Genomic DNA, 13,019 nt, shown 5'->3' on the forward strand with positions numbered 1-13,019 from the left:
TGTCTTTGGCCTTAGCAACAGTTTAGTTTTGTTTGATTAAAGAACTGGTTAAATAAGGCTTGTAATTCTTGAAACCTATCAATATTTAAGCAATAACAAAGGCTTTTGCCTTCAAAAGTGCCTTTTAGCAATCCTGAATCGTTAATTACTTTTAGGTGTTGTGAAATGGTGGCTTGTGCTAAGCCAATTTCATCAACAATATCATTACAAATGCATGCCTCTTGTTTGCTTATAAATTGTAATATAGCCACTCTTGCAGGATGAGAAAATACCTTTGCAATAACTGCAATTTCATTGATTTCATCTGAATAAATATCTACTTTAGACGCTCCCATTAGTTTTATTTTAGATTACAAATATACAAATTAATTGTATTATTGCAATATTACGATAATGTATTTTTAAAAAAAGTCGAAGTATCTAGCTTCGACCTTATTTTTTGTGCTTATTTTAAAACCAAGGTTTCTTTCCTACTTGGTAAGTGTTATGAAATTCGGTGTCTGATTTTGTTAAATATATAATACCTTCAATTAATCCGATAAGACCGGAAATAGCAGAAGTGATTCCACAAGTAAAAAAACCTAAGAGACCTAAAATCAATAATACAATTCCTTCTGTATTATAGCCTAAAATAAACTTATGAATTCCTAGCCAACCTAATAATATCCCTAGAACTCCAGCAATTAATTTTTTATTATCACTAGCTGTAACCTCTTCGAATGTTTCTTTGGCGCTACTTGCAAATTCTTTTGCGCTTTCTTTTGCTTCTTCAGCAAATTCACTAGCCTTTTCTTTGGCTTCTTGCCCAAATTCTTCAGCTTTTTGTGCCGCTTTTCTTGCACCTTCTTTTGCGTCGCCTAACATATCATTAAGGTCGTCGCCTAAACTTTTTTCGTCTGACATTTTAAATAATTTTGGTTAGATATTTAAATATACTAAAAATAAAGGTTGATTAGTTTATTATTTTTCAACTAGTTAAAAGCAAACAACCTTACTGGAAAGCACTGTCTATAGGTTCCCATAGTTCAATTTTATTACCATCGTTATCCATGATATAACCAAATTTGCCGTAATCATATTCCTGAATATCACCAATAATCTTAACGCCTTCTTCTTTTAGAACCTCTATAAGCGCAACTAAATTCTCAACTCTATAATTAAACATGAAGTCTTTTTTGGAAGGCTCATAATACTTGGTATCGTGTGCAAAAGGACTCCATTGTGTAGAGCAATCGTTTCCTTCTTTATCTTTCCACCAAAAGGTGCAGCCATAGTCGTCTGTATTAAACCCCAAGTGCTTTTTATACCACTCTTTTGTTGCCTTTGGATCTGTTGTTTTAAAAAACAGACCTCCTATTCCTGTGACTCTTTTTTTCATGTGTATAAATTATTAGTCTTTGTGATACGTAATTTGTTACAGATTGTTATTTTGTCTTAACAGCAGACTCATATATATTAATCCAATCTTGAACGCTTAATTTAGTTGATAATTCGCCTATTAAGTCAAACGGAATTTCCTCTAATTTTTTAAAACGAATACAACTTTTCCCCATATCAGGCTTTCTTTTACAGTGTTTCGGATATTCATTTATAAACCAATTGTGCAATTCTGGTTTTGCATATATACCACTATGATACAAATTAACAGAGTTTTTTTGAGACGCAAAACTCATAAATGGTAATGGTTCAGAGGGTTTACAATGGTAGCCATCTGGATAAATACTGTGAGGGACGTAATAACCTATCATGCCATATTGAATGCCTTCTTCAAATCCTTTTGGAAGATTATCATTTATAACTTGTCGCAATTTTTTTAAAGTTTCCTGACGTTCTTCAGGCACTTGGCTTATATAATCTTCTGGTGATGTTGCTTTATACTGCATGGAAATTTTGTTTGAAGTACTAAAGTTAACAAAATTTCGCCTTTATTTTATTTACAATGGTTTGTGCTAACTTTTCTTTGCTTTCGACTGTCCAACCTGCTACATGAGGTGTTAGTAAAACATTTTTTGCTTCTATCAGGTATTGAAATGCATCAGGCATTTTAGATGAAAATAAACTCTCAAATGATGCTTTTTCGTATTCTAAAACATCTAATCCTGCTCCTAATATTTTACCAGATTTTAAAGCCGAGACTAAATCTTTGGTCACAACACTTTTTCCTCGAGCAGTATTTATAAGCCAAAATGATTTTTTGAAAGCATTTATAAATTCAGAATTTACCATATTGATAGTTAATTCTGTTTGTGGAGTATGTAAACTTAGAATGTCTGCTTTATTTTGAAGCTCACTCAAAGAAACTTGCTTAGCATTTTCATCACCAATATTGGGTTTAATGTCATAGCAAAACACCTCAACATCAAATCCTTTTAGTTTTTTAGCAAAAGCTTTTCCCATATTACCATAACCAATAAGTCCAACAGTTTTACCATCGAGTTCAATACCTCGATTGTCTTCTCTTAGCCATTTACCTTGTCTTACTTCTTTATCGGCTTTATTTAGTTTATTAAAAAGAGATAATATCATTCCTAAGGTATGCTCACCTACAGCATTTCTATTCCCTTCTGGAGCTGAAATAAGATAGATACCTTTAGATTCGGCATAATTGCAATTTATATTTTCCAATCCTGCACCAACACGACCAATGAATTTAAGGTTAGTTGCTTTGTCTAAAAACTGTTTGTCGATAGTAAATCGACTGCGAATGATTATGCCATCATAATCAGAAACTTTAGCTTCAATTTCTGATTTTGAAGATGTATAATCTTCATGATTGGTAAAACCTAAATCATGTAACTGATTTATAAGTAAAGAATGATTTGTATCGAGATGAAGGATTTTCATGTTTGTTCTCCTTAGGCTGAAATCTTATTAATCATTAAATAAAATTATGAGATGCTGATTCATGTTCAGCATAACTAAAGTTAGATTTTAGGATAATGTGTTTGTGTCTTTTCATGTTCTACAGTTCCTGTATGTGCTGTTGAAAGCTTTTCAAACAACAACACATGTACTTCTTCGTTATTTTTTGTAAAAGGGTTATGCTCTACTCCTTTTGGAACAACAATGATTTCACCTTCTTTAACGACTTCGGTTCTATCTCTAAATTGCATGTATAATGTTCCTTTTACAACTTGAAACAACTCATCTTCATCCTCATGACTATGCCATACAAATTCGCCTTTTAATTTTGCCAATATGACTTGCATATCATCAACTACTGCAATTTGGTGTGGATGCCAGTTTTTGGAAAACTTAGTGAATTTCTCTAGGATATTAATTGGTTTCATCTTGTAAAATTACATATTTTCCTGTCATTACGAACGCATCATACAATACTTGTTTAGATGTTGTGAAGGATCTTATAAATAAAACTCCAAATAAAAAAGACTGTTACGTCGTTACAACCGCAGTGATACATGGAATAAAACGGATTACTTCGTCGCCTTATCACTCTTCGTAATGACGTATGAATTAAATACCGAGAATCAGTTTTGCAATCATTAAATAAATTACAATACCAAAAATATCGTTGCTAGTTGTAATAAAAGGTCCTGTTGCAATAGCTGGATCGACACCACGCTTATCTAAAAATAAAGGAATAAATGTACCTATTAAACCAGCAATAATAATAACTGCCACTAGTGATACCGAAATTGACAAAGCTAGTTTTAAATCAAACTCCCAAGCATAAACAAACAAGAATAGAAATACTGATAGAATAACTCCATTAAGAGCTGCTAAAAGCATTTCCTTAATCAAACGATTATTAATACTTCCTTTTACATCGTCATTTGCTAAACCTTGTACAATAATCGCACTTGATTGTACACCAACATTTCCTGCCATAGCTGCAATTAGAGGTGTGAAAAGAAATAAAATTATGGCTTCTTCAGGTAAACTACCTTCAAAATAATACATGATAATAAAAGCGCCTATTCCTCCAACCAATCCTAAAAATAGCCATGGTAAACGCGCTCTAGTAAGTTCTAGAATACTGTCATCGGCTTCAACATCTTGTGTAATACCTGCCGCTAACTGATAATCTTTATCTGCTTCTTCTTTTAAAACATCTACAATATCATCAATAGTAATTCTTCCTAGTAAAGTTTGTTCGTCATCAACTACTGGAATGGCTTCTAAATCGTACTTAGACATGACTTTTGCAACATCTTCTGCATCGTCATTTACATTAACAAAATCTACATTATCCTTTGCTATATCAGCTATTTTTTGATCGCTTTTGGCTACAATAAGATCTTTGAGTGATAGCCTTCCTATTAACTTTTCCTGTTTGTCAACCACATAAATAGAGTGTACTCTTGTAACATCTTTTGCTTGACCTCGAATGCGACGCATGCAACCAGCAACTGTCCAAGTTTCATAAACTTTTACAAGCTCTTTTGCCATGAGTCCACCAGCTGTATCTTCATCATAGGCCAATAATTCTTCAATCTCTGCCTTATGTTCCTCATCTTCAATGTTTGAGATAACTTCTTCCTGACGCTCTTCAGGAAGTTCCATAATCATATCAGCTGCATCATCAGTATCTAGTTCCTCAATTTCTTCAGCAATTTCTTTGGCTGATAAATTTTGAAGTACTTTCTCCCTGATGTCTTCATCAAGCTCCATCAAGATATCAGAAGTTGTCTCAGAATCTAATAACTTAATGACATAAATTGATTGTTCTAAATCAAGTTCATCCAGAATTTCAGCAATATCAGCATAATGAAACTCATCTAAAACATGTTTTAGTTCCTTATCATTATTTCCTGAGATAAGTAACTCAACTTGTTCGATGATTTCATCAGTGAGCTGAAATTTTATGTTCTCTTTTTCTTCTGACATGAGGTTTCTCGTGGTTGCGCTCTGTCGGAATGACAAATCGTGTTATTCCTATTCGTCGTTTTCAATTAATTGCGTGAGTTCAATAAATGAGTTTACGCTTAATTGTTCTGGACGTTTGCCAAATATAACATTTGCTTTTAAATTATCGGAAAGATTAAAGGTTTTTAAGCTATTACGTAATGTTTTTCGGCGTTGTTGAAAAGCTGTTTTTACCACTCTAAAAAATAATTTTTCATCACAAGGTAAATCAAAATGTTCTTTTCTGGTTAAGCGCAACACTCCTGAATCGACTTTTGGAGGAGGGTTAAACACACTTGGTGGTACGGTAAATAAATATTCGGCATCATAAAATGCTTGTGTTAACACTGACAAGATTCCGTAGGTTTTACTACCTTCTTTTTCACAAATGCGTTGTGCAACTTCTTTTTGAAACATTCCAGAAAATTCTGGAATTTGGTCACGCATTTCTAGAGTTTTAAAAACTATTTGTGAAGAGATGTTATATGGGAAATTACCAATAATTGCATAAGACTCTTGATTAAACACCTCGTTTAAATTGTACTTTAGGAAGTTTTTTTCAATAATTCTTGGTGCTAAGTTTAGGTAATTAGCTTGAAGGTATTCTACAGATTCAGTATCTATTTCGATAACATACGTTGTGATATCTTTTTCAAGTAAATATTTAGTAAGCACACCCATTCCTGGACCAATTTCCAATACTTTATTATACCCTTTTAACGTTAGTGTATTGGCAATTTTTTTTGCGATATTTTCGTCTCGCAAAAAATGTTGTCCTAAATGTTTTTTAGCTCTTACTGACACATGAATATAGTTTAATTAAATGATACTGAGTACTCATCTATAACTTCTAGTTCGGTTCTAAACGCAAGCATTTTATCGGCAAAACGTTTTAGACCTTCATCTCTTAAACGGTTCGCATCATGTGCATAATAACTATCTAAGGCTTCTCTAGAGATTGCTTTATATTGCACCGAATAGGTTGTTCCTCCCATTTCTTCCTCTACCAAAACCCTTGTAAGTTTTGCTTCTACAAATTTTCCAGTGGCCAACACTTTTGGGATGTGAAGTTTTATCCAGTTAAGCCATTCTTGATGAATGCTTTCGTCTATATTTACCGTTACGTTGTATATTATCATGATGTTAAAGTAATTCTTTTACAAAGAACAGAAGTTCTTGGTCATCATCAAAGAGTTTTATCCTTTTTTCGAAAGAAAAGCCTAGTTTTTCTAATAGCTTGATAGAATTTAGATTAGATTGTAGTGTAATTGCTCCAACTTTAGTTATACCAAACTTTTTTTTAGCTTCTTCTAAAACCGACACCGAAGATTCGTAACCATAACCTATACCTTCATACAGAGGTAACATTGCAAAACCTAAATCCGGAATTTCAAGCTCCTCTCGCTTTATTAAACCACAAATACCAATAGTTGCACTTGGATTTGATTTTAAAGCAACTTTATAAAAACCATAACCTCTTTCATGATAACTTTTTATAATGCCCTTTTCAAGATATGTTTCGGCTTCTTTAACTGTTTTAACATTTCTATCTCCTATGTATTTAATCCAGTTTGGACTATTCATTATCTCTAGGAAAAATGGTGCGTCTTTAAGTGTGGCTTTGGAGATAATAAGACGACTAGTTTTTACAATAATCTTCAAAATTATTCTTTTTTTAATCCTTTAATTCCCGTAGCACAACCATAAAAATATTCTATGTATTCTACATGAAGACCATGGTTTTCAAAAATTTCTTTTGTCTTTATTGAGTTTTTAAAATTATTAGTATAAACACCTAGCATTTTATAGGTTTCTGGGTTACTTAAAAACAGTTTTCCAATTAAAGGAATTACATTTTTTAAATAAAACAAATACAATATTTTTAAAATTTTATTTTCTGGAACAGATACATCAATCAGTGAAAATCGTCCATTAGTTTTTAGTATTCGTTTTATTTCTTCAGCAAGCAAATTCAATTGTTCTTCATTAAATGTTTTCAATCCAAAACCAGAATATACAATATCTGCAATATTAGTTTTAATTGAATTTTTAAAAACATTTTCTTCTAGAATTTCTATCTTTTTATTGGAGTGTTTTTCTTTTCTCTTCTTTGATTTATTAACCATTTCTGAAGAAAAATCTAAAGCAATCAAGGTTGAGTCCTCTCCTATTTTAGGAAGTATAAATTTCCAACACTCTCCCATTCCAGACATTAAATCTACAATAGTTAATTTACTTTTTTTAATATCAATTTCGTTCACAAACTGCTTTCTCCATTTGTCACTAAATCCAAATGAAGAATAATAATTCATTAATTCGTATGAACCACTCATTCTATCAAATAAATCTTCAACAAATTTTGGATTATAAAGGTTTGACATTAAAAAAGAAATTAATTTATAGCATCACCTCGCAATGCTCTATACTTCTTACGTGCTTCTACAAAAAAGATACTATCTGCATAATCGAAAATAACTTTTTCGTAAAACTCTTTGGCTTTTTCTGGTTGTGCTAATTGATTGCTATATAGTTCTGCTAATCTGTAATAAGCATCATCTGCTAAAATATCTTCGCGATAGTTTTCAATAATAGCTAAATAATTGGCTTCAGCTCTTGTATAATCTTTTAATTCTTCAAACAATCTAGCTTGCTTATACAAGGCTTGATCCATTATGGATTCTGTTTTATGATTAGCTATTATTACATCTAACTTAGTAATGGCTTCGTTAGTTTTGTTTTGAAACGCTAGTAAATCTGCTTTAGCGTAGAGTGTTAAAGCTGTTTGTGTAGAGTCGTCGTATTTATTATCTGAGATTAGCAGCTTTAAGTCTAAAGCATCATTGGCAATTAATTGTGATGTAGAGGATTTAAGTATTTTTAGTTGTGATTCTGCCCATTTAAAGTCGCCTTTATAATAACTTGCTTTTGCAACTCGAAACCTAGCTTCTTGCGAAATAATACTATTCTTTAAACTGGTTTGAATTTGAGAATAGTAAATAAGTGCTTCATTAAATTTTTCTTGTAAAATTAAAATATCTCCTAACAACAGTTTTACTCTAGCCTCTTGAATTCTTGCCATTCTGGTTTCCAGTGTTTCTTTTAAAAATTCAATAGCAGATTCGGCTTTATCTAAATAAAACGCATTAAATTTTGCATACGATAACTGTAAGTTAATCGTTTGAATATTGCTGCCGTAAATATCTAGTAAATCTTTATATTTTTTATCAATAGAAGCATAATCCTCCTCATTGGCGTGTTTAATCTCTAACTCCAATAAATCTTTATGAGCATTGAGCACTAAGGTAGGTTCCATAACATTTTCAATGACATAAGTTAAAATATCCTTGGCTATTTCTATATCATCTTGTTCTATCGTGATATTTGCTAAATCTAGAATGCCTCTTAAGGATTCCGGTTGTCTTTTAAAGATAGCTCGTTCTTGAGCAAACGCTTTAGCATAATCTCTTTGCTGAATAAATAACCAGCTCAATAGCTGATTCCAAAGTGTATTAGGTTGCAATTGGGCTTTACGCAACAGTGCCTTTCTTAAATAGGTGTTGTTTTGGTCGTCTCCGTTTTCGGTAATGTACTCACTAAATAATCGTTTTGCTTGATGAATAAATGTTGGACTCACATCAAGAAAGTTTACATAGCTATTAAACATTTTTTCAACCTTTCCTTGCTCCCCATAAATAGCTGCTAATTGTCTGTGAAAATTAGATTCAGGCCTTAATTCCATTGCCTTTTCATATACAATGGCTGCTTTATCAATAAGTGCATGTATTTCAAAACGCCTCGCTACAAAATATGCAAAAATAGGATCTTCCTCAATATTTGTAATTGCCTCATTATAGTATTTTTCGGCTTCTTCTTGATTTCCTTTTAACTGATAATTATAGCCTAATTCAACTATAAACTGGCCATCTCTTTTACCAGTAATCTTTTCCTTAAGTAAAGATTCGGCAATATCGTATTGTTCTAATTGCTGATGAATCTCTACAATCTTGAAAAAATAATTTAGATTGTTTTTCTTTTCGTTATAGAGGTTTTGATAAGAGATAAGTGCTTTTTCGAATTCGCCTGTATCAAAATAACTTCTAGCCAAAGCATCATCATTCTGCGAAAAGGCAGTTAGTGAAAAAAGAAAACAACATATGTAGATTACAAACTTCATAGCATTGTAAATATAGTAAATGTGTATGTTGATAATGTGAATATTTTAATAAAAAAATGCCTGAACCAAAGTTCAGGCATAACCATCCAAAATAAATGTGCTATTAATCATATTATAAAATAAAATGATTCAATTATCCTGCTGTGGTATTCTATTATATATCTTAAGGGAATTATTCGATTTGGGTTATATTTTTAATTAAAAATTACTTGAACTACCAATACCACAAGGGTTACCAATAGAAATATTCTTTTAAAATTTTTCATGACTGTAGGTTAATTAGATTTGGTGCTACTAACTTCTGCAATTTTTTTCAAAAATCAAAGGAAAATGACTAAAAATTCGTCAAACAACGTGTTTTTTTACATTTAAACGATTAAAATGTTAAAATTTAACAGTTTTAAAAACTTAAAAAAAGACTTAGTCTATATATGAAAATCCTGTATATGGCACTAAAACTTCAGGAATTTTGATGCCTTTTTCTGTTTGGTAATTCTCTAAAATTCCAGCTAAAACTCTTGGTAAAGCTAATGAGCTTCCATTTAACGTATGCGCCAACTCGCTTTTACCATTGCTGTTTTTAAATCGTAATTTTAATCGATTAGCTTGAAAGGTTTCAAAATTTGAAACCGACGATATTTCTAACCATCTGTCTTGTGCTGTTGAAAACACTTCAAAATCGTAAGTAAGTGCTGAAGTAAAACCAAGATCTCCACCGCATAATCTTAAAATACGATAAGGCAACTTCAGTTCTTCTAGAATTGTTTTAACATGATTTACCATTTCATCTAAAGCTTGATAAGAACGTGTAGGATGTTCTACTCTTAAAATTTCAACCTTATCAAATTGATGTAATCTATTTAACCCTCTAACATGCGCTCCATAACTTCCAGCTTCGCGACGAAAACAAGGAGTGTAGCTAGTTAAAGCTTTTGGCAACTCATCTTCTTTTAAAAGTTCATCTCTAAAAATATTTGTTGCAGGTACTTCGGCAGTTGGAATTAAATATAAGTTATCGCCAGTAACATGATACATTTGCCCTTCTTTATCTGGTAATTGTCCTGTACCAAAACCTGAAGCTTCATTTACTAAATGTGGCACTTGTACCTCTTGGTAACCTGCTGCTGTATTTTTGTCTAAAAAATACCAAATAAGGGCTCGTTGTAATTTGGCCCCTTTTCCTTTATACACAGGAAAACCCGCACCTGTTATTTTATTTCCTAATTCAAAATCAATGATATCATACTTCTTAGCTAATTCCCAATGTGGCAAAGCATTATCTCCTAAATCTGGAATATCTCCCTCACGAAATACTTCTTCGTTGTCTTCATCTGTATTTCCAGTTGGCACTGACTCGTGTGGTACATTTGGAATTTTAGAAAGTAATTCTTCTAATTTTTCGGAGGTATTATTTAGTCTTTCAGTTAAGGCTTTGCTGTCTGCTTTTAATTGAGCAGTTCTATCTTTAATAGCATTTGCTTGGTCTGCTTTACCAGATTTATAAAGCATCCCAATTTCTTTAGATAATGCATTAGACTCTGCTAAAGTATTATCTAATTCTGCTTGGGTTTTTCTGCGCTCTTCATCAAGACTAATCACCTCTGCAATCATTTTGGTAGCATCAATATTTCTTTTTGCTAACCGTGTAATTACTAAATCTTGATTTTCTCTAATAAAAGGAACTTGTAACATTGACTAAAAATTTAAGCGACAAATTTACGGAATTACAGAGAAAATCAATCTTGTTTTGAAGGTAAAATCCAAGAAGAATGTTTAAAGGCATTCCACTTAACTGATGCTAAATCTACCTCTGGATTTATAAAAGGTTTAAATGGCTGTGCATTAACTTTTACTTTGCAATCTACAAACACCTTAACATCTCTATTTACAATCTTGAATCTTCGTTTAATTAACTGTGAAAACTGCCAAATCATATCTGGCTTTGTTGCAAAATTTCGTTGTTGTTTAGGTGATAAATAATCTTCTAACCTTATAGGTATAGTCTTATTCGTGCTTTTATCGATAACTTTGAAAGAAATTATACCTTGTCTTGCTCTTAACATCATTCTCCAAGATAATCGATGACCTTCTTCTGTCCATAGTACATCATCTTTAATCATCCAATGTCTAAGTGGCAACACTAATTGAATTATAAAATAACTAGCTAATATCCATTTTATAAGGTTAGGTTTTTTAATAAGTAACTTATCTTTTTGTTCTATTGGTTTTAAAGTTTTCAGAAAAACTCTTCTAATCAATTTAGGGTCAAAGAAAAACACACACAGAGCTATAGACATGTAAGGGAATATTCCTATTTGAAACACAAGTGAATTAAACAAATGAAAAAATATGGCTACAATAAAGGCTAGTTTCCTACTTCGTTTCCAAAGTAATAAAGGCACTATTAGCAAGTCAAAAATTATTCCGAAATAAGCTATAATATAATGTATCCATTTTTCCTGGAGCAAGTTTCCAATAATAGCATAATCGGCTTTAGATTTTAACAATATTTCAATAACCGTTGTATCTAACCAATCAGGATACCATTTGGCAATTGAAGCGTAGGTATATACAATAAACATTTGCGCAATAAAAATTAAAGTACACCAATTAGGCATTACATTACTTTTTATGAGCTTATTTATTTTTGAATCTATTGAAGCATTGGTATTTGCAGGAACTATTGTCATAAACAAACTCAAAAGAATTAACAAGTAATAATGATTATTATAAGACGTTTTCTGCATTAAATAGGTTCCAGACCAAAGCACTAAAAACGTGACTATACTTATTCGATATTTATAGCCTATCATTACCATTAAGCCACAAATTCCCATAACTGAATAATATACATACATCCAATTATCTGGAAGTGGCTGTAACCATTCGAAATCTATAAATGGAAAGGTATATTTTGGTGCTATTAAGGCGTTATAAACCCAGCCTGTAAGTATAGCTCCAAAAGATTCTATAGCTATTAATAAACCAAACAATATTCTAAACACTATAAGTGCACTATTATCTATTGGTTTAAATAACAATTTATTAAACATTATTTTGCTCTAGAAAATTTAAGCTAGTGAGTTTATCTTTGCTCAACTGTGCTTTTAAATCATCAATTGAGTTGAATTTTTGCTCGTCTCTTAATCTTTTTAAAAGCTCAACTTTAATTTTTTGGTTGTAGATATTTTTTTTAAAGTTAAAAAAATGTACTTCGATAGATTGTTTTTCTCCACTTACAGTAGGATTATTACCAATATTCATCATGCCATAAACTGTAACATCATCAATTTTAGATTTAACAACGTATGATCCAGTTTTTGGTATAAGTTTATAAGGCTCTTCAATATGGATATTAGCAGTAGGAAACCCTATTTTTTCTCCAAGGTTTTTACCCTTCACAACCTTACCTGTAAGCATAAAGTTATACCCCAAATAAGCATTTGCTGTTTCAATATCACCTTGGCTTAATGCCTTTCTGATTTTAGTGGAACTAACTGCTACTTCGTCAATTTCTTGAGCAGATATTTCGGTAACTTTAAACCCATAAACCTCACCATATTCTCTCAAATTATCTACGTTGGCATTTCTGTTTCTACCAAATCGATGGTCATAACCAATAATAATATGCTTTACATGTAATTTGTTTACAAGTACATCTCTAACAAATTCTAAAGCACCTAACCGAGAAAAATCTCTTGTGAATTTTTTTATAACTAAGTGGTCTATCCCTAGATTTTCGAGTAATTGTGATTTTTCATCAATAATGTTAATCAATTTGATATTTGCATCTTTTTGCAATACCATTCTAGGATGAGGGAAAAAAGTTAGTACTACAGCTTGTAATTTTTCTTTTTTAGCTATTGTAACAAGTCGCTTAATAATTTTTTGATGACCAATATGCACACCGTCAAATGTACCAATAGTAACTACTGAATCCGTTTTAGGATAGGCTTCTAAAGTGGTTTTTATTTTCAAC

Annotated in this window: 15 protein-coding genes; all 15 read right to left on the reverse strand. The window is 31.6% G+C overall.

Going from position 1 to position 13,019, the window contains the following annotated elements; all coding sequences use genetic code 11:
* Positions 1–11: 11 nt before the first annotated feature.
* Complete coding sequence (locus E5167_RS00325) at positions 12–335, reverse strand: ArsR/SmtB family transcription factor (RefSeq protein WP_136839871.1); 324 nt, start codon at positions 333–335, stop codon at positions 12–14.
* A gap of 115 nt (positions 336–450) precedes the next feature.
* Positions 451–903 carry an NINE protein gene (locus E5167_RS00330; protein ID WP_136839873.1) on the reverse strand — a complete coding sequence of 151 codons (453 nt, stop codon included), beginning with the start codon at positions 901–903 and terminating at the stop codon, positions 451–453.
* A gap of 88 nt (positions 904–991) precedes the next feature.
* Positions 992–1,378, reverse strand: a complete 387-nt coding sequence (locus E5167_RS00335) for a VOC family protein (protein ID WP_136839875.1) — start codon at positions 1,376–1,378, stop codon at positions 992–994.
* Positions 1,379–1,424: 46 nt separating this feature from the next.
* Positions 1,425–1,883: a DUF1801 domain-containing protein gene (locus E5167_RS00340; RefSeq protein ID WP_136839877.1), complete on the reverse strand. Its 459-nt coding sequence runs from the start codon at positions 1,881–1,883 to the stop codon at positions 1,425–1,427.
* 25 nt (positions 1,884–1,908) lie between these two features.
* Positions 1,909–2,844, reverse strand: coding sequence for a 2-hydroxyacid dehydrogenase (locus tag E5167_RS00345; RefSeq protein WP_136839879.1), 936 nt, complete (start codon positions 2,842–2,844; stop codon positions 1,909–1,911).
* An 80-nt stretch (positions 2,845–2,924) separates the two neighbouring features.
* Positions 2,925–3,290, reverse strand: coding sequence for a cupin domain-containing protein (locus E5167_RS00350; protein ID WP_136839881.1), 366 nt, complete (start codon positions 3,288–3,290; stop codon positions 2,925–2,927).
* 184 nt (positions 3,291–3,474) lie between these two features.
* Positions 3,475–4,848, reverse strand: a complete 1,374-nt coding sequence (gene mgtE / locus E5167_RS00355) for a magnesium transporter (RefSeq protein ID WP_211242124.1) — start codon at positions 4,846–4,848, stop codon at positions 3,475–3,477.
* A 48-nt stretch (positions 4,849–4,896) separates the two neighbouring features.
* Positions 4,897–5,670, reverse strand: coding sequence for a 16S rRNA (adenine(1518)-N(6)/adenine(1519)-N(6))-dimethyltransferase RsmA (gene rsmA / locus E5167_RS00360; RefSeq protein ID WP_136839883.1), 774 nt, complete (start codon positions 5,668–5,670; stop codon positions 4,897–4,899).
* An 11-nt stretch (positions 5,671–5,681) separates the two neighbouring features.
* Positions 5,682–6,005 carry a DUF4286 family protein gene (locus tag E5167_RS00365; RefSeq protein ID WP_136839885.1) on the reverse strand — a complete coding sequence of 108 codons (324 nt, stop codon included), beginning with the start codon at positions 6,003–6,005 and terminating at the stop codon, positions 5,682–5,684.
* Positions 6,006–6,009: 4 nt separating this feature from the next.
* Positions 6,010–6,528 carry a GNAT family N-acetyltransferase gene (locus tag E5167_RS00370; protein ID WP_239021909.1) on the reverse strand — a complete coding sequence of 173 codons (519 nt, stop codon included), beginning with the start codon at positions 6,526–6,528 and terminating at the stop codon, positions 6,010–6,012.
* A gap of 2 nt (positions 6,529–6,530) precedes the next feature.
* Positions 6,531–7,247: a class I SAM-dependent methyltransferase gene (locus tag E5167_RS00375; RefSeq protein ID WP_136839887.1), complete on the reverse strand. Its 717-nt coding sequence runs from the start codon at positions 7,245–7,247 to the stop codon at positions 6,531–6,533.
* An 11-nt stretch (positions 7,248–7,258) separates the two neighbouring features.
* On the reverse strand, positions 7,259–9,040 hold the full coding sequence (locus tag E5167_RS00380; protein WP_136839890.1) for a tetratricopeptide repeat protein: 1,782 nt from the start codon (positions 9,038–9,040) through the stop codon (positions 7,259–7,261).
* A gap of 420 nt (positions 9,041–9,460) precedes the next feature.
* Positions 9,461–10,732: a serine--tRNA ligase gene (serS, locus tag E5167_RS00385; RefSeq protein WP_136839892.1), complete on the reverse strand. Its 1,272-nt coding sequence runs from the start codon at positions 10,730–10,732 to the stop codon at positions 9,461–9,463.
* Between the two features lie 44 nt (positions 10,733–10,776).
* On the reverse strand, positions 10,777–12,093 hold the full coding sequence (locus E5167_RS00390) for an HTTM domain-containing protein (protein WP_136839893.1): 1,317 nt from the start codon (positions 12,091–12,093) through the stop codon (positions 10,777–10,779).
* Entirely contained in the window at positions 12,086–13,018 is a 933-nt protein-coding gene (locus E5167_RS00395; protein WP_136839895.1) for a bifunctional riboflavin kinase/FAD synthetase, read from the reverse strand. The genes E5167_RS00390 and E5167_RS00395 overlap by 8 nt, the downstream gene beginning before the upstream one ends.
* Between the last annotated feature and the right edge of the window lies 1 nt (position 13,019).

This window comes from Pontimicrobium aquaticum (genome assembly GCF_005047595.1).
Taxonomy (GTDB): Bacteria; Bacteroidota; Bacteroidia; order Flavobacteriales; family Flavobacteriaceae; genus Pontimicrobium; species Pontimicrobium aquaticum.